Raw genomic sequence first — 19,571 nt, 5'->3', positions numbered from 1 at the left:
ATAATGGGATGCCATAATGACGGAACAAGAAAAAACCTCCGCCGTGGTTGAAGAGACCAGGGAGGCCGTGGACACCACATCACAGCCAGTCAACAACACTGAAAAAAAGAGTAAGAACAGTACCGCACTGATTCTGAGCGCTGTGGCGATTGCTATTGCGCTGGCGGCAGGCGTGGGGCTGTATGGCTGGGGGAAGCAGCAGGCCACTACGCAGACAGCAACCAGTGATGCGCTGGCAAACCAGCTCATGGCGCTGCAAAAAGCGCAAGAAACCCAAAAGACTGAGCTGGAAGGCATTATTAAGCAGCAGGCAACACAGCTGGATGAAGCCAATCGCCAGCAGACTGCGCTGGCCAAACAGCTTGATGAGGTTCAGCAAAAAATCGCCACTATCTCCGGAAGCGATGCCAAAACCTGGCTGCTGGCGCAGGCCGATTTTCTGGTGAAACTGGCGGGGCGTAAATTATGGAGCGATCAGGACGTTACCACCGCCGCAGCGTTGCTGAAAAGCGCCGACGCCAGCCTGGCTGACATGAATGACCCCAGTTTAATTGCCGCTCGTCGCGCGATTACCGACGATATCGCCAGCCTCTCTGCGGTAACTCAGGTCGACTATGACGGCATTATCCTCAAGGTAAACCAGCTCGCTAACCAAATTGATAACCTGCGTCTGGCTGATAACGATACCGATGATTCACCGATGGATTCGGACAGCAGCGAGCTTTCCAGCTCCATTAGCGAATGGCGCGTCAATCTACAAAAAAGCTGGCAGAACTTTATGGACAGCTTTATCACCATTCGCCGTCGTGATGAAACCGCCGTCCCGCTACTGGCGCCAAACCAGGATGTTTACTTACGTGAGAACATCCGCTCACGCCTGCTCGTAGCGGCGCAAGCCGTTCCTCGCCATCAGGAAGAAACATACCGCCAGGCGCTGGAAAATGTCTCCACGTGGGTTCGCGCCTATTACGACACTGACGATGCAGCGACAAAAGCGTTCCTTGAAGAGGTCGATCAACTGAGCCAGCAAAGCATCAGCATGGACGTACCGGAAACACTTCAGAGCCAGGCTGTTCTTGAGAAGCTAATGCAGACTCGCGTGCGTAATTTGCTGGCCCAGCCATCCACATCACCGGCTGAAGCCGCACCTGCACCAGTACCTCAGGCAGATGCTCCGGCAACCGCGCCGCAGGGAGAATAATGATGCTAAAAGTATTATTACTCTTTGTGCTGTTGATCGCCGGGATCGTCGTTGGTCCGATGATTGCTGGTCATCAGGGTTATGTTCTGATCCAGACGGATAACTACAACATCGAAACCAGCGTGACAGGTCTGGTGATCATTCTGATCGTCGCAATGGTTATTCTTTTTGCGATTGAGTGGCTGCTGCGCCGTATATTCCGTACGGGTGCGCATACCCGCGGCTGGTTTGTGGGGCGTAAACGCCGTCGTGCGCGCAAGCAGACCGAGCAGGCGCTGCTTAAACTGGCAGAAGGCGACTATCAGCAGGTTGAAAAGCTGATGTCAAAAAATGCCGATCACGCAGAACAACCGGTGGTGAATTACCTTCTGGCGGCAGAAGCGGCTCAGCAGCGTGGTGATGAAGCTCGCGCTAATCAACACCTTGAACGCGCAGCCGAACTCGCCGGAAATGATACGATCCCGGTCGAAATCGCCCGTGTTCGTTTGCAGCTGGCCCGTAATGAAAACCATGCCGCACGCCACAGTGTAGACAAACTGCTGGAAGTGACGCCACGCCATCCGGAAGTCTTGCGCCTGGCTGAACAGGCTTACATTCGCACCGGTGCGTGGAGTTCTTTGCTGGATATCATTCCATCAATGGCGAAGGCGCATGTGGGTGATGAAGAACACCGTGCGATGCTGGAACAGCAGGCATGGGTGGGTCTGATGGATCAGGTTCGCGCCGATCAGGGCAGCGAGGGATTACGCGCATGGTGGAAAAACCAGAGCCGTAAGACTCGTCAGCAGGTTGCCCTACAGGTGGCGATGGCAGAACATCTGATTGAGTGTGACGATCACGATACGGCACAGCAAATCATCATCGATGGTCTGAAACGTCAGTATGACGACCGCCTGGTGCTGCCGATCCCACGTCTGAAAACCAACAACCCGGAACAGATAGAAAAAGTGCTGCGCCAGCAAATTAAAGTGGTGGGCGACCGCCCACTGCTGTGGAGTACGCTTGGTCAGTCATTGATGAAGCACGGTGAATGGCAGGAAGCTACGCTCGCCTTCCGTGCCGCGCTTAAACAACGCCCGGATGCATACGACTACGCCTGGCTTGCTGACGCGCTGGACAGACTACATCAGCCGGAAGAGGCCGCAACAATGCGTCGTGATGGCCTGATGTTGACGCTGCAGAACAACAATCCCCCGCAGTAATTCCCCCTTGCCCGGTGGCGCTTCGCCTACCGGGCCTACCGCATACACAAAATCATTCCGGACGGATATGCATAAAAAAACGCCCGCTCTTTTGGAGCAGGCGCTAAACAGGTCTGTATGACAACATAAATGGGTGCTTCACTCAACGTTATGTCCATGGTGTTTGATGAAGCTAAAGCGACATCTGTCAGTGGACGATAAGCACCGTAAACGGCTCTGCATCATTCCTGAGTTTATGAGGCCTGATGGCGAACATAAGAGATGGAATGAGCATCTACACGCATATTATTACACAGCGTCTGTGGTGATTGCACTGTAAAAACCAGGGATTGCGGCTTTTTAAGACTTCATGACATTTGGGGGAGAAGAGGTACAAAAGTGAGGAACAGAAAACAAAAAACCCCGCCGAAGCGGGGTTCAAAATTGGTCGGCGAGAGAGGATTCGAACCTCCGACCCACTGGTCCCAAACCAGTTGCGCTACCAAGCTGCGCTACTCGCCGTTTTACTGCTTTTTGAATTTTTAGTTCAATTCTTTAAGTCGTGGTGCGAGGGGGGGGACTTGAACCCCCACGTCCGTAAGAACACTAACACCTGAAGCTAGCGCGTCTACCAATTCCGCCACCTTCGCATTTCACAACTTTAAATTAATGGGGTGGCTAATGGGATTCGAACCCACGACAACTGGAATCACAATCCAGGGCTCTACCAACTGAGCTATAGCCACCACTGCAAATCTTTTACGCGGTATTAAAACCACCGCAGCTCTGGCACCCTACTAAATGGTGCGCCCGACAGGATTCGAACCTGAGACCTCTGCCTCCGGAGGGCAGCGCTCTATCCAGCTGAGCTACGGGCGCTTAGCGCCGTTGCGGGGCTGGATATTACGGAGGTCTCGGTCTGCTGTCTAGTGCTTTTTTAAAATAAATTATCGTTTGGTCACGCTTTGTGCGTTTTGTCGCTTATTCCTCCAGTTTTTGGGCTACACCATGGCGATTCAGGCCAAAAACCTTATAAATGAGCGTTACTGCCAACAGGAAGCCAATGCCAACAAAAAGCGACATTCGGGTATCTTCATTAAAGTACATCCCAATTAATACGCAAATCAGGAATGCCATCGTCAAATAATTCGCCCACGGGAACAGAATGGAACGGAACGGATGGCTGGCTATCGCTTCCTTATGTGCCTGACGGAAACGCAACTGGCTAATCAGGATCACAAACCACGGAACCATGCCCGGCAACACGCTGGCGCTATAGACATAAACGAACACCCGCTGCGGATTGGGAATGATGTAGTTCAGGCACGAGCCAATCAGCAGGATCACGATAGAAATCGCCACACCAGCGACTGGCACTCCGTGACGAGAGACTTTTCCGACGGCGGCAGGTAATTGGCGGTTCTTTGCCAGCGCATAGAGCATACGGCCACAGCTGTACATCCCGCTGTTACAGCCAGATAGCGCGGCCGTCAGGACCACAAAGTTGATAATCCCAGCGGCTGCCGTAATACCAATCTTGGCAAAAGTGAGAACGAACGGGCTGCCGTTACTACCAATCTCATTCCACGGGAAGATAGTGACGATAACAAAAATCGCACCTACGTAGAAAATCAGAATGCGCCACAGAACCTTACCCACGGCGCTACGTAGCGTGACCTGCGGGTTTTTAGCCTCACCAGCCGTGATGCCGATAAGCTCCACGCCCTGATAGGAAGCAACAACAATACACAGTGCTGTCAGGAACCCTTTCCAGCCCCCCGCGAAGAAGCCGCCATGCTCGGTCAAATTGCCAAAGCCAATCGCCTGACCACCATTACCAAAACCGAAGAAAATAACCCCTACGCCAATGACAATCATCACAATGATGGTGGTCACTTTAATCATGGCAAACCAGAATTCGATTTCACCATACAAGCGAACTGCTGCCAGGTTTGCCAGCGCTACCAGACCCACCGCAATCAACGCGGGTATCCATTGCGCCATTTCCGGGAACCAGAACTGCACGTAGACCCCAATGGCGGTAATCTCCGAGATCCCCACCGCCATCCACATAAACCAATATGACCATGCGGTAAGATAGCCAAAGAAGGGGCTCATATAACGGTGAGCGTAAACGGCGAATGAGCCAGTGACCGGCTCCAGGAACAACATCTCCCCCATGGAACGCATGATGAAGAAGACGAACAGCCCAGCGACGATATACGCCAGCAGAACCGATGGTCCAGCCCATTTCAGGGTACTGGCAGCCCCCATAAACAGTCCGACACCAATGGTCCCCCCAAGGGCTATCAATTCGATATGACGAGCCTCCAGCCCACGCTGTAGCTCAGATTTATTCTCTGCCATAGATCCTCTTGTTGTGATTGCATTGTTTCCGGTATTTCCGGTTATCGTTATGGGTACATCGTTTTTTTTGCCATAACAGGCCATTCAGCACCGACCGCTTACGGTTGGCACCAAAAACACCACGGCACTGCAATGATTGTTGCGAATGGTTTCTTAAAATCGTCTAAATGGCAATTAAAGCATTCAAAAAATGAATAGATTGTGCGAGAAAGCAGCGATTATGTTGTGAATAAGTAGCGCGTTTAGCATAACGCGCTACTGAACAACGCAGAGGTGATGTCAGAGATTGCCGGTATAGTGCCAGCGGAGATAACGTAATAAACGAAGTTGGCGGGTGATACGACTCGGTTGCAGCAGCAAGCGATACAGCCACTCCAATCCCAGGCTCTGCCAGAATTTGGGCGCGCGCTTTACGTGCCCGGTAAACACATCGTAGGTGCCACCCACCCCCATATACAGCGCATGCGGATGGACCTGGCGGCAATCACGCATAAAAATTTCTTGTTTCGGCGATCCCATCGCCACGGTAACAAGCTGTGCGCCGCTGGCATGAATACGCTCAAACAGCGCCTGACGCTGATCGGCGGTAAAATAGCCGTCCTGACTGCCAACAATATTGACGTGCCATTGTGCACGCAGTTTTGCCTCTGTTTGTGTCAGAACATCAGGCTTACCGCCAACCAGGAATACGGGCGTTCCTTCCTTCCCTGCGCGTGCCATCAGCGCTTCCCAGAGATCGGCCCCCGCCACACGTGATACCTGAGCCTGCGGGAATTTTTTACACACGGAACGCACCACGCTGATCCCATCCGCATATTTAAACTCAGCGGCCTCGATCAACGTCCGAACCTCTGGGTTATCTTCCGCTGTCAGCATTTTCTCGGCGTTAATCGCTACCAGCGTCCCCTGCCTGAGGCGTCCCTCAGCAAACAGGTAATTCAGCGCATGCTGCATATCGCGCCAGCCAATCAGTTCTAATCCGCGCAGTGAATACAGCGGCGCAGTTGTGTTATCTGTCATTACGATCCTTCAACCTGTGTCCGGGGCACCGACTTTATTCGTTTATGGATGAGTCCCGCACTATCAAACAGCCAGTACAACAATTTTGCCACCAACAGACAGACGCCGAAAATCACGAGGAAAAAGACAACTCGCGAGACAAACGAATCTAACCCTTCACGTGCCAAAACGATCATATTAAAAATGGCGCCGAAACAGAAACTGTGCAAAATCGCTGACTTATAGCGATTAGTCTCCCGGTTACCTAATTCATACAACCAGTCGAACCATTTAATAATTAGGCCGACCACAATCGCACCTAACGGTATAAACAAGGCACCGCCCATCACCACCAGCGAACCAATCAGCGTCGGGGAGATAGCCAGGCCCGAGTGGTTGTTCAGCACTTCCCAGGTAAAATAGTTCGCGGAATTGAGCACAATGCTCGGTCGGCCCGGCCACAGCCAGGACGGTATAAAGACGTAGAAATCACGGACGATCGGCGCCAGCCCCTGAAACTCAATATTGTGGTAATTTTGCAGCAATAGCGCCAAATTCTCCCACGGCGAGAAGGTATCGCGCGTGAGGTACAGGAAAGTATAGAACGCCTCATCACCGCTGACGTTCATCCCGTAGCGCTTCAGCGCCAGCCAGAACATCCCGACAATACCCAGTACACCCGCGGCGACCAGCATCCATAGTGAAATCCAGCCACGAATAATGCCGATAAACAGGAAAATGGCAAACGCGATAATAATATTGGCGCGGGTTCCGCCAACAATCATGTACGTCAGCAAACCAAATGCAACGGTACTTACCAGGAAGAACAACCACGCTTTGCTGTCCTGACGCAGGAAGTAGACCACCAGCATCGCCGGAATGAAGAAGTAGAAGAAGCGTTTCAGAGCCACCCCGGAGACTTCACTGGAGAAAATCTGGCTATAGGATTGCAGCCTGAATAGCAGGAAACCGTTGTGCATAAAGAAAATGCCCACGCTCACCAGCGCAATCGCCATCAGGATAATCCAGGTCAAATGTGCTTCAACGCGATTGATCGTAAACAGCGGTCTGCGCGTTCTCTCCGGGCTCCGTTTACGCAGGCGTGTTTTATAGGTCACATAGTACACTGCGTAGAAACAGGCAGCAGACAGCAACGCCTGCAGCAGAATTTCCGGTGGGGCCACCGCCACATCAAAGCGAAAGACCAGCACGCTGGTCAACGGGAAACCAAAGAAAAACGTCAATAAAAACAGCAATGAAAAGAAGACATTGAAGTTAAACCGCACGCGTCGGAATTCAAACCAGGTCAGCGTGGCGATAAACAAAGTAGAGAGTAGCCACACCACCAGCAGACCGCTGAATTGCATCAGACTCATACGGTTTCTCCTGAGGCAATGCGCAGCGCGTTATGCCACGGTTGCAGATAATTCGGGCTAAAGAAAGTAATTGCACTTTTATCAACCGATGCCAGCTGGCGCTGCGCTTCGCGTACAATACCTTCATTGAGTACATCTGTCGTAAACAGAACCGGGATATTTTGCTCTGCCATATCCTGCCAGAATGGGTTTTCACGGTTGAGCACGCACGGAATCCCCGCCTGAATCAGCAGACACAATGTACCAATCCCCTGTTGACGGGCAAAAATAAAGTAACCCAGATCGCACTGACGCAGTAGCGCCAGATAGTCATCAAACTCCAGCTTTTCGCTGAGAATTTGCAGATTATCGGCGCTAAATAACGCCAGACCTGCCTGGCGTACTTCATCAATATAGCCTGCATTATTTGCCGGGTAACCCATTGGCACAATCACATTCACCGTATCACCAAACTGCTGATGAACAGCGCGTAGCGCGGCTACATGCTCATTACTGCGATCGCCAGAGTTTCCGACCAGGATCGTCATTTTCCCGCGTCGCAGGCGCTCATTACTCATATTGTTCAGCGATGGATCCATACGCGTTGGGAAATAGAGCAATTCCCCACGTACACGCGGATGCTGCTCAGCGAAATAGCTCAGATCTCCTCGCGTGGCAAAGACACATCCCACGCGGTTTTGCGCTATTCGACGAATTGGGTAAAACAGACGGAATTTCAGCCCACTGGAGACTTCATACAGATCGGCACCCCAAATATGCCAGTAAAACTGCTCAGGTTTAATGCCCCCGCTCAGCAATGCCAGCCACAGGCTAGTATTGAACTGCCCATGAAAGAAGAAACGCTGCTGGCGATCCATCTTAGCTTTGGCGATAACGGCCTCTGCCAGCGCCTTTTTTCCGCCGTAGAAACTCAGTGATAACGCCGGGTAGCTCTCGCTTAATCCCGTATCCTGACCAGCAACCATAAACACGCGCGCGTGCTCACTTGTTACAGCCAACGCGTCGTTGAAGAACCGCAGCACGGTTTGGTTATGGTGAGGGATATCCGATCCCAGAACGTGAATCAGTACAGTCATACCCGCCTACGCCAGAGTAAAAACACGCCACAACAAAGAGAAAAATAGACGATGTACGTTGCCATATAGGCCTGTGCCGCGCCGAGAGCACCGTGCGCGGGGATCAACCAGTGGGCAAATGCCGTCAACAAAATGAACTGGCTAATCTCGGCCAGAATATAAAACCGCAGCGAGGCCTTCGCGATCACCAGATAGCCAAATACGTAGGCACCTACTTTCAGAACATCCCCCACCAATTGCCAGGCAAATAAATCACGCATAGCGGTGAATTTAGCGGAGAAAAGCAGCCAGATAGCAAAATCACGTAACAGCCAGACGGTAAAACTCGCGGCGGCAACTGCCGGCAATACAAATTTCAGCGACTTGATAACTTCACGCGTGATGTCGCGCTTTTCAGTCAGGCGAGACAGTGTTGGCAGTAGGTACACACTGAATGAAGCAGTAATAAATTGCAGGTACGCATCAGAGATACTGCTCACCCCCTGCCAGATCCCCACGTCATCCCAGCTGTATTGCGCCGCCAATAGGTTTCGCATCATCACATACGCCACTGGTAGCGTCACAGAGGTAATGAGCGCCATCAACGTAAACTTGCTGAGTTGCCCTGCCAGGCCGTTATCCCAGGAAGGTTTCAGGTATTGCACAGGGAGGGTTCCACGCTTGATCAGCATAAGCATGGCGGGCACCACCACCAGCGCCGGCACCAGCGCCAGCCCCAACAAGGCACCTTCGTATCCGCCCAACCGATAGCAGCCGTAGTAGGCCACGACGCCGACCAGGCTGCCAATAATCAGCGATAGCGCATTACCTGCGGCATCACGGAATCCTTTCATCAACGCCAGCAACAGGTTTGCCCAGGCAATCCCCATCTGTACCAGCGCAACCAGGCGCACCAATCCCTGAAAATGCGTATGGCCAAACAATCCCTGACTGATGGGCGCTGCTGCCAGCAAAAAAATCGCCGCCATCAGCGTAGAGAATCCCAGCACCATTGCGGATGATGTCCCCACCACCTTACGCAACCGCGCCGGATCATCATGGTGCTGCGCAACGTATTTCGTGACGCCGTTGAAAATCCCAGCGCCCGCCAACACGCCAAGCACGGTGACCATCTGGCGGAAGTTTCCCGCCTGGCCCACACCCGCAGGGCCGAAAGAGACCGCCAGCAGTTTTACCACCAACAAACCCGCACCAATTTTTACCAGCGTACTGGTAGCCGTCCACAAGGACGCTTTAGCCAGCGACATATCAGGAAAAGTAGTTGAGTAAGGTCGTAATCACTGTGCGCTGGTTAACCGGCGACAGGTTGTAAAACAGCGGCAGACGCAACAAACGTTCACTTTCTTTGGTGGTGTAACGATCGACTCCGGAAAACACACCAAATTTATCGCCAGCCGGACAATCATGCAGCGGAATATAATGGAATACCGCCATAATTTCGGCTTCTTTCAGGAAGTTAATCAACGCCGTGCGATCATCAATATCACGCAGCTTGATATAAAACATATGGGCATTCTGCGCACAACCTTCCGGGATGACGGGTAAATCAATGCGCCCGGCGCGCGCCAGCGGTTCGAGGGCATCATAATAATTCTGCCACAGTACCAGTCGCTGATGATTAATACGCTCTGCCGCTTCCAGTTGCGCCCACAGATAGGCAGCCTGGAGATCGGACATCAAATAACTGGAGCCAATGTCACGCCAGGTATATTTATCAACCTGACCGCGGAAAAATTGACTGCGATTCGTCCCTTTTTCACGGATGATTTCTGCACGTTCAACTAATTTACGGTCGTTGATCAGCGTCGCCCCGCCTTCACCGCCTGCGGTATAGTTTTTGGTCTCATGGAAGCTAAAGCAGCCAATATGCCCAATGGTCCCCAGCGCACGGCCTTTGTAGGTCGACATTACGCCCTGAGCAGCATCTTCCACCACGAACAGGTTGTACTGTGACGCCAACGCCATAATGGTATCCATTTCACAGGCAACCCCGGCGTAGTGCACCGGCACGATAGCGCGGGTTTTCTCAGTAATCGCCGCTTCAATCAGCGTTTCATCAATGTTCATGGTATCCGGGTGGATATCGACAAAGACGATTTTTGCGCCACGCAGCACGAATGCATTCGCGGTAGATACAAATGTGTAGCTGGGCATGATGACTTCATCGCCGGGCTGGATGTCCAGCAATAATGCCGCCATCTCCAGTGACGCGGTACAGGATGGCGTCAGCAGCACTTTCTCACTGCCAAAATGCTGCTCCAGCCATTGCTGGCAACGACGGGTAAAACCGCCATCGCCACACAGCTTACCGCTGCTCATCGCTGACTGCATGTATTCAAGCTCGGTTCCCACCACCGGCGGCGCATTAAATGGAATCATTTTGTCACCTGTATAACCAGTACGCGGTGCTTTCCACATTTGCACCACTCTGTATATAACGTTTAAGCGCGGCGGTGTTGCCCATCTGGGTCGCCACCCGCAATGTTGTTTTACCGCGAGCCAGCGCCCAGCAAAGCGCAGCTTGCATGAGTTCTGCGCCCGCACCACGACCAGCCAGCAGGCCAATTCGTGCATCAGTATCATTGACGTCACGTAGTGAGACATAACCGCGAATCCCACCAGTCTGTGTGCGAAAAATGAGGCACTGATGATCGAACGTGCCCAGCACAGCGTTTTCTATCCACTGTGCATAAAAACGCGCACTGGCCTCCACGGGATACCACGGTGCGCGGAAACGACTTTGGGCGAACGCCTCTCCCGCCAGTTGACGCAGTAGCGGAATATCCGCAGCTTGTGCCACCTGAGCACCGGGATTTTCACGGGCGCACGTAACCGGCAGAACAAAGTCCATTTCACCTTCTACCAGTGAAAAACCCAACTGCTGTAAAGCATCAATTTCATTCGTATTTGCAGCAGGAATTTTTGCCTGCACCCGGTCCCAGCGCTGTAAGACTTCTGCTGTCAGAATCGGTGCATGCGGGTCAAACCGTACGATGGCGCTATTCACACCAAAGAACGTATTTTCCCAATCCAGAGACTCAATACTGGCGCGGACGGGCACGGAGAAGCTCCAGCAAATATTGGCCGTAGCCTGTTTTAGCCAGCGAGCTGGCGGCACGTCTTACGCCTTCATCATCCAGCCAGCCATTGCGCCATGCTATCTCTTCCAGGCAGGCGATTTTAAAGCCCTGACGTTTCTCTACCGTCTGCACAAACGTGCTCGCTTCAATCAGACTGTCGTGCGTACCGGTATCCAGCCAGGCAAAGCCACGGCCAAGCAGTTCAACGGTCAGATTGCCATCGTCAAGGTACATCTGGTTAATGGAGGTAATTTCCAGTTCCCCACGCTCAGAAGGTTTCACGCGCTTTGCGTATTCCACGACCTTACTGTCGTAGAAATAGAGTCCTGTCACCGCCCAGTTTGATTTCGGTTCTTTCGGCTTCTCTTCCAGCGAGACTGCACGAAAATTGTCATCGAACTCCACCACACCGAAACGCTCAGGATCCATCACCTGATAGCCAAATACCGTCGCACCTTGCGTTCTGGCAGCGACGTGGCGTAGTTTTGGACTAAATCCCTGGCCAAAGAAGATATTGTCCCCAAGCACCAGACATGACGGTTCGCCGTTAAGGAACGCTTCACCAATAATGAACGCCTGTGCTAAACCATCCGGACTGGGCTGCTCTGCATAGTGCAAATCAATACCGAACTCAGAGCCATCCCCCAGCAAACGCTGGAAATACCCTTTATCTTCCGGTGTGGTAATAATCAGGATCTCGCGAATTCCCGCCAGCATCAGTACCGATAGCGGGTAATAGATCATGGGCTTATCGTAAATAGGCAATAGCTGCTTCGATACGCCGCGCGTAATGGGGTACAGGCGAGTACCTGAGCCACCAGCCAGAATGATACCTTTCATATGATCCCTCCTCCGGGCGCCAAAATCAGGCTGTTAGCCCTTCAGACCCAAACGCTCACCCTGGTAACTGCCATCCTGCACGGGTTTCCACCAGGCCTCATTTGCCAGATACCATTGCACGGTTTTGCGCATCCCACTTTCAAACGTTTCCTGCGGCACCCAGCCAAGTTCACGCGCAATTTTTGACGCATCAATGGCATAGCGCAAATCATGACCGGGGCGATCGTCAACATAAGTGATCAATTCACGATACCGCATGACACCTCGTGGTTTTTGCGGCGCCAGTTCTTCCAACAAGCTGCAAATCGTTTCGACCACGTCCAGGTTTTTACGCTCATTATGACCACCAATATTATAGGTCTCGCCAACTGCACCTGTTGTCGCGACGCAATAGAGCGCCCGGGCATGATCTTCCACATACAGCCAGTCACGAATCTGCTGTCCGTTGCCGTACACCGGTAGAGGTTTTCCCGCCAGTGCATTGAGTATCATCAGCGGGATCAGTTTTTCCGGGAAATGATAGGGACCATAGTTGTTGGAGCAGTTAGTAATTAACGTTGGCAGCCCGTAGGTACGCAACCAGGCTCGAACCAGATGATCGCTACTGGCCTTTGACGCAGAATAAGGACTACTCGGTGCATACGGCGTCGTTTCGGTAAAGAAATCATCCGTAGAATGCAGGTCGCCGTACACCTCATCGGTTGATATATGGTGGAAACGAAACGCCTGCTTTTTATCATCGGTTAACACATTCCAGTATGCGCGAGCGGCTTCCAGCAACGTGTAGGTCCCGACAATATTGGTTTCAATAAATGCGGCGGGGCCATCGATAGAACGATCAACATGACTTTCTGCCGCCAGATGCATCACGCAATCCGGCTGATACTGTTGAAACACGTTGTCGAGCGCTACGCGATCGCAGATATCCACGTGTTCAAAGGCAAAACGGGCATTCTGTGCAACCGGCGTCAGCGACATCAGGTTTCCGGCATAGGTTAACTTATCAACCACTACCACGGCATCCCGAGTCTCATTAATGATGTGACGCACAACCGCTGAGCCAATAAATCCTGCACCACCGGTAACCAGAATTCGTTTCATTAGCGCCAGACTCCTTTGGTATCAACCACATATTGCTGGTGAACCGCATCGCCTTTAATCGCTTTAAATTCATTATGGTCAACCAGCATCACCAGCACATCGGCACTTGCCAACGCAGCATCCAGTTTCGCCAGTTGACACAGGCCATCCAGTTTTTTCGGCAACTGATGGATATTCGGTTCAACCACCCACGTCTCGCCGCTGTGCCAACGTGCGATACTTTGCGCCACCCCCATTGCCGGGCTTTCACGTAAATCATCAATATTCGGTTTGAACGCCAGACCAAAACAGGCAATTTTTACTTCGCTGGCACGTTTATTGGTCTCCGTCAGACAATCTGCTACAGCGGCTTTTACCCGATCGACAACCCAATGAGGCTTACTATCATTTACCTCGCGCGCGGTGCGGATCAATCTCGCCTGCTGCGGGTTCTGCGCCACAATAAACCACGGGTCGACCGCGATACAGTGTCCGCCAACGCCTGGTCCAGGCTGCAAAATATTAACCCGCGGGTGGCGGTTTGCCAGACGGATCAGTTCCCAAACGTTAATCCCCTGATCGGCGCAAATCAGCGACAGTTCATTAGCAAAGGCGATATTGACATCGCGGAAGCTGTTTTCGGTCAACTTACACATTTCTGCGGTGCGGGCGTTAGTCACCACGCATTCACCTTCGAGGAAGATGTTGTACAGTTCGCTGGCACGCGTAGAACAGACGGGGGTCATTCCGCCAATCACACGGTCATTTTTAATCAGTTCAACCATCACCTGGCCTGGCAGCACGCGCTCCGGACAATAAGCAATGTTCACGTCAGCCTGTTCCCCCGCCTGCTGCGGGAAAGTCAGGTCAGGGCGCATTTCTGCAAGCCATGCTGCCATCTGTTCCGTTGCCCCGACGGGTGACGTCGATTCAAGGATCACCAACGCCCCTTTTTTCAACACCGGTGCAAGCGACTTCGCTGCGGCTTCAACATAGACCATATCGGGTTCATGCTCCCCCTTGAAGGGAGTCGGCACAGCAATCAGATAAGCGTCTGCTTCGACGGGTGCCGTAACCGCACGCAGAAAGCCATTTTCGACAGCCGTTTTCACCACAGCACCCAAATCGGGTTCGACGATGTGGATTTCACCGCGGTTAATGGTATCCACCGCATGTTGATTTACATCTACGCCAATAACATGTTTTTGACGGGAAGCAAAAGCGGCCGCCGTTGGCAGTCCGATATAACCCAGCCCAATGACAGAAATGGTCGTAAAACTCATAGCGATATCCGATTATTTTTTAACGCGTGTAAAATGCGGCCACACGCCTGCCCATCACCATACGGATTATGGGCGCGGCTCATGGTCTGATATTCATTTTCGTCATGCAGCAAGCGCGTGACTTCTGCCACAATCCGCTGAGGGTCAGTCCCAACCAGACGTACTGTGCCTGCGGTAATAGCTTCTGGCCGTTCCGTTGTTTCGCGCATCACCAACACAGGTTTGCCCAGAGAAGGGGCTTCCTCCTGAATCCCACCAGAATCGGTAAGGATAAGCCAGGCATGATTCATCAGCCAGACGAATGGCAGATAGTCCTGCGGTTCAATTAGCATCACGTTATCAACGTGACCCAAAATACGATTTACCGGCTCGCTAACGTTGGGGTTCAGGTGTACCGGATAGACAATCTGTACATCCTGATTAGCCGCGGCAATTTCCGCCAGAGCATGGCAGATTTGCTCAAAACCGCGACCAAAGCTTTCCCGACGATGACCGGTCACCAGGATCATCTTTTTATCAGCATCCAGGAAAGGATAGCGCTCAGCCAGTTCAGCACGCAGCGCTTCATTTCCCAGTACACGATCGCGAACCCAGATCAACGCATCAATAACCGTGTTCCCCGTGACAAAAATACGATCATCCGGAATGGTTTCACGCAGCAGGTTTTGGCGTGAATTTTCAGTTGGGGAAAAGTGATACATTGCCAGGCGCCCGGTCAGTGTACGGTTTGCCTCTTCCGGCCAGGGAGAATAGAGATCGCCCGTTCGCAACCCAGCCTCAACATGTCCCACCGGAATACGCTGATAAAACGCGGCCAGACTGGTAGCAAGCGTTGTTGTTGTATCACCGTGGACTAGCACCACATCAGGTTTGAACTCAGCGAGGATTGGCTTTAATCCTTCCAGAATTCGACAGGTAATTTCTGTCAGTCCCTGACCTGGCTGCATAATATTGAGATCGTAGTCAGGTACGATGGAAAAGAGGTGCAATACCTGATCGAGCATCTCCCGATGCTGTGCAGTGACGCAAACTTTCGCGTCGAAATCAGGATCTTTAGCCAGCGCATGAACCAGAGGAGCCATCTTAATGGCCTCCGGTCGCGTACCAAATACAGTCAGTACTTTCACATCGATTCTCTTCGGATTGGCAGTGAGAGCCCAGCCCCTCACTGCAACGGTATTGCTAAATCGAACGGCGACGGGTTAACGCGACACCGGCACCGATCAGGGCCCCAACGATGCCCCACATAATCATCAGGAAGGCACGACGTGGGCTATCACGTTTTACCGGTTCTTCCGGCGTCCGCAAATAACGATAGGTCTGAAAACGCGGATCCAGGGTCGGGCCTACGTTCAGCGTGTTCAGCATGGCCCTGTTTTGAAAATAGTCCATATCAAAATCTGGGCCAACAGACTGCAGGTTTTCGAGTCGCGCCTGTAGCATAGGACGTCCGAGTAAAAACAACTCAGAATCAGGTAACTCTTCAGCAGGGACATCAGTAGAAGTACGCGAAATATTATGCTGCTCAGCAATTTTGAGCGCTTGTTCAATGTTATGAACACGGCGAGAGAAAATCGATTTTGCTACCTCTTCCTGCCGTTTGACCTGCGCTTTCATTTGCACCGTCCGCGCAGCCCACGCGCCTTTCAGCTCATCGTTCAGATGACGTGCTGCACGCTGACTGGCAAAGGCCACGTACTGGCGCAGCAGATTGTTGGCATCAGGTGCCGTTTCCGCAATCAGCTTCACGCTGTCATTGGTGTTCCGCAACGCATCACCAGGCATAAACTGAATGTTATTGATCAGTTCATCCAGCAGCGCGGCATCGGCTTTACTGTTTCCAACCATACGCTGCTTATAGTAATCAGTCTGCTGCCAGAATTCACGACGCGTATCCCAGGAGGCAAGCTGCATGATAAATTCTTTATAGGCTTCATCCATCACCGACGGCTGGTCGGTTGACGCGAGGCTGGCCTTAATATCCAGGTTGCGCAGGAACTGTTGTTGAGAATAATACCCCCCCAACATATTGACCGTAGGCTTGTCTGAAATAGCCGTTGCGCTCCACTCCTGACGGGCGAAAAAAGTATAGGCGAGAGCAACAAGTGCAAATGCGAGCGCCATACCGACAATCCACACCTTCCCTGCCCATAAGGTACGAAACAACCCACGGATATCCAGTTCATTTTCAGCGCTCACGGCGTCTTCCCCCGGTAATGGTTGTGTCATCGCATCCTCAATTCACTTGGTTAAGTTTGGTTTGCCTTCACGAATTCTTCGCAGTCTGCGCTTCACTCGCTTGATAAATCTCGCCACTTTCCAGGCACGCTTGATACAGTATCCGTAGAGGCCAAATGCCATTAAAAACAGCACCAGCATGGCCCATTCCGGAACCAAACGGAAATATTCAGCCAGCACACCGATCGATGCCAACACGGCCGCAGCCAGCGTAATCAGAACAAATGCCTGGCGGGAAGTAAACCCAGCTCGCATCACCAAATGATGAATGTGCTGGCGATCGGCTGAGAACGGGCTCATGCCCTTACGCAAACGCCGATACATGATTGCCACCATATCCATCAATGGGATGGCGATAATCCACAGTGCGGTAACTGGGCTTATAGGATGCGTTTTGCCCTGCGTGGTTTCCAGCAGGATCCAGATGATGGTAAAACCAATCAGCGTACTGCCGGCATCACCCATGAAGACTTTATAACGGCGCCCAAGAACGCCCAGGTTCAGCAGAATATAAGGCAGAATGGCGGCGATCATCGCAAAACACCATACGGCCAGACTCGTCTGCCCATCGAACCACAGGATAAACCCCATCGCCGCGAATGAAACGCTGGACAGCCCACCTAGCAGGCCGTCAATGCCGTCCACCATATTGAAAGCATTAATTGCCGCCCAGACGGCAAACAGCGTCAGTAAATAGCCAAACGGACCAAGAATCATCTCCCAGGGGCCAAAAATATACCCAAGGCTAAGAAGATAGAGTTTGCCAACCGACATCATGATGATGCCGATCGCGGCCTGGATAGTTGCGCGAATTTTTACACTGATATCAAAACGATCGTCCAGCGCGCCAACCAAAACCAGCACGCCGGCACAGGCCAGATAGAGAGATGCATGCGGGATGTAATAATCAGCAATCACAAACGTAAAGCAAATACCTGCGTAAGCCGAAATCCCCCCAACCAACGGGATCAATCCTTGATGCCGTTTGCGAAAGTTGGGTTTATCCACTAAACCAATCTTTTTTGCGACCTTACGCGCAAAGAAAAGAAACAGTGTTGTGAATAAAAAAATACTGATGAGATCAGTGCTTACTGTCAGTAAATTCACAATGCATGCTCTCAGAGAAAATTAATAGCAGAAGTATAACCACGAAGACCTTTATTCAGAAGGGAAACCCGCCTCCATATCCGATGGTTCTGTATAATTATCAACCACAAGATACAAATTACGAATCTTTTTCAACCTGGCGGTATGTCATACCGTATTATTGTTATTGTGTCGTTAAGATTACAGCTATAAAAGCAAAACGCCACGTAAAAACGTGGCGTTTTCGGATGATGTCTGAATTATGAGCGCTTCATCATATCGAAGAAGTCATCATTGGTCTTCGTCATCGCCAGCTTATTAATGAGGAACTCCATCGCATCAATTTCACCCATCGGATGGATGATTTTGCGCAGGATCCACATTTTCTGCAGCTCTTCCTGGGTGGTAAGCAGCTCTTCTTTACGGGTACCGGAACGATTGTAGTCGATAGCCGGGAAGACGCGTTTTTCAGCAATCTTACGAGAGAGATGCAGTTCCATGTTGCCGGTACCTTTAAACTCTTCGTAGATAACTTCATCCATTTTAGAGCCGGTATCGATAAGCGCAGTTGCGATGATGGTCAGGCTGCCACCCTCTTCCACGTTACGTGCCGCACCGAAGAAACGCTTCGGACGGTGCAGGGCGTTAGCGTCCACACCACCGGTCAGTACTTTACCGGAAGCCGGGACCACGGTGTTGTAAGCACGCGCCAGACGCGTGATGGAGTCGAGCAGGATGATAACGTCTTTCTTATGTTCAACCAGACGTTTCGCCTTCTCGATTACCATTTCCGCAACCTGAACGTGGCGAGATGCGGGTTCGTCAAAGGTAGAAGCCACAACTTCACCTTTAACCAGACGCTGCATCTCGGTCACTTCTTCCGGACGTTCGTCAATCAGCAGAACCATCAGCACGCAGTCCGGGTGGTTGTAGGCAATGCTCTGCGCAATGTTCTGCAGCAGCATGGTTTTACCCGCTTTCGGCGGTGCTACAATCAGACCACGTTGACCACGACCGATCGGCGATGCCAGATCCAGTACGCGCGCCGTTAAGTCCTCGGTAGAACCATTACCACGCTCCATACGCAGACGGGAGTTTGCGTGCAGCGGCGTTAAGTTTTCGAAGAGGATTTTGTTACGGGCGTTTTCCGGTTTGTCGTAGTTAACTTCGTTAACTTTCAACAGCGCAAAATAGCGTTCACCTTCTTTCGGCGGGCGAATCTTACCAGAAATGGTATCACCAGTGCGGAGGTTGAAACGGCGGATTTGGCTTGGGGAAACGTAGATGTCATCAGGACCGGCGAGGTAGGAGCTGTCTGCAGAGCGGAGGAAACCAAATCCATCCTGCAATATCTCCAGCACACCGTCACCAAAGATATCTTCGCCACTCTTTGCGTGCTGCTTCAGGATGGCAAAAATAATGTCCTGCTTGCGCATACGAGCCAGGTTTTCAAGGCCCATATTTTCGCCGAGAGTGATCAGCTCAGAAACCGGCGTATTCTTTAATTCGGTAAGATTCATAATGGTGTGAGTTCTTAAACTTGGGGTAAATCTCGAACTTAATGTTGTGAATGGTATGGCAGGGTCATCCATGCCTGTTTACGGCCATCGACTCATGTCTGTTCGCTGTCTGGTCACAGGAAAGTACGCAGAACTGAAACGACAAGACGGATTGAGTGACAAGGCCCTGAATCTGTCAACTTCTCGCACGAGAAACAACGGGAAGTATTGGATAAAGCTAGATTCAAACTTAATAAGGTATGTT

At 51.7% G+C, this 19,571-nt stretch carries 17 protein-coding genes and 4 tRNA genes; 2 read left to right on the top strand and 19 right to left on the bottom strand.

What is annotated here, in order from left to right; all coding sequences use genetic code 11:
• Window positions 1-16 precede the first annotated feature (16 nt).
• Both hemX and hemY read left to right on the top strand, forming a co-directional pair.
• Window positions 17-1,201, top strand: a complete 1,185-nt coding sequence (gene hemX, locus NNO02_RS02180) for a uroporphyrinogen-III C-methyltransferase (protein WP_271441005.1) — start codon at window positions 17-19, stop codon at window positions 1,199-1,201.
• 2 nt (window positions 1,202-1,203) lie between these two features.
• Complete coding sequence (gene hemY / locus NNO02_RS02175; RefSeq protein WP_271441037.1) at window positions 1,204-2,403, top strand: protoheme IX biogenesis protein HemY; 1,200 nt, start codon at window positions 1,204-1,206, stop codon at window positions 2,401-2,403.
• Window positions 2,404-2,827: 424 nt separating this feature from the next.
• Here hemY and NNO02_RS02170 read toward each other — a convergent pair.
• The 19 genes from NNO02_RS02170 to NNO02_RS02080 form a co-directional block, all read right to left on the bottom strand.
• A tRNA-Pro gene (locus NNO02_RS02170) sits at window positions 2,828-2,904 on the bottom strand.
• A gap of 41 nt (window positions 2,905-2,945) precedes the next feature.
• Window positions 2,946-3,032 (bottom strand) — tRNA-Leu (locus NNO02_RS02165).
• A gap of 20 nt (window positions 3,033-3,052) precedes the next feature.
• A tRNA-His gene (locus NNO02_RS02160) sits at window positions 3,053-3,128 on the bottom strand.
• 56 nt (window positions 3,129-3,184) lie between these two features.
• Window positions 3,185-3,261, bottom strand: a tRNA-Arg gene (locus NNO02_RS02155).
• A gap of 102 nt (window positions 3,262-3,363) precedes the next feature.
• Complete coding sequence (thrP, locus tag NNO02_RS02150; protein WP_271449827.1) at window positions 3,364-4,749, bottom strand: bifunctional threonine/serine APC transporter ThrP; 1,386 nt, start codon at window positions 4,747-4,749, stop codon at window positions 3,364-3,366.
• Window positions 4,750-5,028: 279 nt separating this feature from the next.
• Complete coding sequence (gene wecG, locus NNO02_RS02145; protein WP_005133328.1) at window positions 5,029-5,769, bottom strand: lipopolysaccharide N-acetylmannosaminouronosyltransferase; 741 nt, start codon at window positions 5,767-5,769, stop codon at window positions 5,029-5,031.
• Window positions 5,769-7,124, bottom strand: coding sequence for an ECA oligosaccharide polymerase (gene wzyE / locus NNO02_RS02140; RefSeq protein WP_271454123.1), 1,356 nt, complete (start codon window positions 7,122-7,124; stop codon window positions 5,769-5,771). Before wzyE ends, wecG begins: the two co-directional genes overlap by 1 nt.
• The gene (locus NNO02_RS02135) at window positions 7,121-8,200 is read right to left on the bottom strand and encodes a TDP-N-acetylfucosamine:lipid II N-acetylfucosaminyltransferase (protein ID WP_271449829.1); all 1,080 of its coding nucleotides are present in this window, start codon (window positions 8,198-8,200) and stop codon (window positions 7,121-7,123) included. Before NNO02_RS02135 ends, wzyE begins: the two co-directional genes overlap by 4 nt.
• Window positions 8,197-9,447, bottom strand: a complete 1,251-nt coding sequence (gene wzxE, locus NNO02_RS02130) for a lipid III flippase WzxE (protein WP_271454122.1) — start codon at window positions 9,445-9,447, stop codon at window positions 8,197-8,199. The genes NNO02_RS02135 and wzxE overlap by 4 nt, the downstream gene beginning before the upstream one ends.
• Before the next feature lies 1 nt (window position 9,448).
• Window positions 9,449-10,579, bottom strand: a complete 1,131-nt coding sequence (gene rffA / locus NNO02_RS02125) for a dTDP-4-amino-4,6-dideoxygalactose transaminase (protein WP_040230067.1) — start codon at window positions 10,577-10,579, stop codon at window positions 9,449-9,451.
• Between the two features lie 4 nt (window positions 10,580-10,583).
• The gene (gene rffC, locus NNO02_RS02120) at window positions 10,584-11,261 is read right to left on the bottom strand and encodes a dTDP-4-amino-4,6-dideoxy-D-galactose acyltransferase (protein ID WP_271454121.1); all 678 of its coding nucleotides are present in this window, start codon (window positions 11,259-11,261) and stop codon (window positions 10,584-10,586) included.
• Window positions 11,239-12,120: a glucose-1-phosphate thymidylyltransferase RfbA gene (gene rfbA / locus NNO02_RS02115; RefSeq protein ID WP_202037315.1), complete on the bottom strand. Its 882-nt coding sequence runs from the start codon at window positions 12,118-12,120 to the stop codon at window positions 11,239-11,241. Before rfbA ends, rffC begins: the two co-directional genes overlap by 23 nt.
• A gap of 33 nt (window positions 12,121-12,153) precedes the next feature.
• Window positions 12,154-13,221: a dTDP-glucose 4,6-dehydratase gene (gene rffG / locus NNO02_RS02110; protein WP_271440998.1), complete on the bottom strand. Its 1,068-nt coding sequence runs from the start codon at window positions 13,219-13,221 to the stop codon at window positions 12,154-12,156.
• A complete protein-coding gene (wecC, locus tag NNO02_RS02105) occupies window positions 13,221-14,483 on the bottom strand; it encodes a UDP-N-acetyl-D-mannosamine dehydrogenase (protein ID WP_271440997.1) in 1,263 nt (420 codons plus the stop codon). The genes rffG and wecC overlap by 1 nt, the downstream gene beginning before the upstream one ends.
• Complete coding sequence (wecB, locus tag NNO02_RS02100; protein WP_271440996.1) at window positions 14,480-15,610, bottom strand: non-hydrolyzing UDP-N-acetylglucosamine 2-epimerase; 1,131 nt, start codon at window positions 15,608-15,610, stop codon at window positions 14,480-14,482. The genes wecC and wecB overlap by 4 nt, the downstream gene beginning before the upstream one ends.
• A 55-nt stretch (window positions 15,611-15,665) precedes the next feature.
• Window positions 15,666-16,712, bottom strand: coding sequence for an ECA polysaccharide chain length modulation protein (gene wzzE, locus NNO02_RS02095; protein ID WP_137383182.1), 1,047 nt, complete (start codon window positions 16,710-16,712; stop codon window positions 15,666-15,668).
• Window positions 16,713-16,724: 12 nt separating this feature from the next.
• Complete coding sequence (wecA, locus tag NNO02_RS02090; RefSeq protein ID WP_005133353.1) at window positions 16,725-17,828, bottom strand: UDP-N-acetylglucosamine--undecaprenyl-phosphate N-acetylglucosaminephosphotransferase; 1,104 nt, start codon at window positions 17,826-17,828, stop codon at window positions 16,725-16,727.
• A gap of 239 nt (window positions 17,829-18,067) precedes the next feature.
• Window positions 18,068-19,327, bottom strand: coding sequence for a transcription termination factor Rho (gene rho, locus NNO02_RS02085; protein ID WP_002437993.1), 1,260 nt, complete (start codon window positions 19,325-19,327; stop codon window positions 18,068-18,070).
• Window positions 19,328-19,405: 78 nt separating this feature from the next.
• Window positions 19,406-19,489, bottom strand: coding sequence for a rho operon leader peptide (locus NNO02_RS02080; RefSeq protein ID WP_101743114.1), 84 nt, complete (start codon window positions 19,487-19,489; stop codon window positions 19,406-19,408).
• Window positions 19,490-19,571 lie beyond the last annotated feature (82 nt).

This window comes from Citrobacter sp. Awk 2 (assembly GCF_028069815.1).
Taxonomy (GTDB): Bacteria; Pseudomonadota; Gammaproteobacteria; order Enterobacterales; family Enterobacteriaceae; genus Citrobacter.
This window is presented reverse-complemented; position numbering and strand designations above follow the sequence as displayed.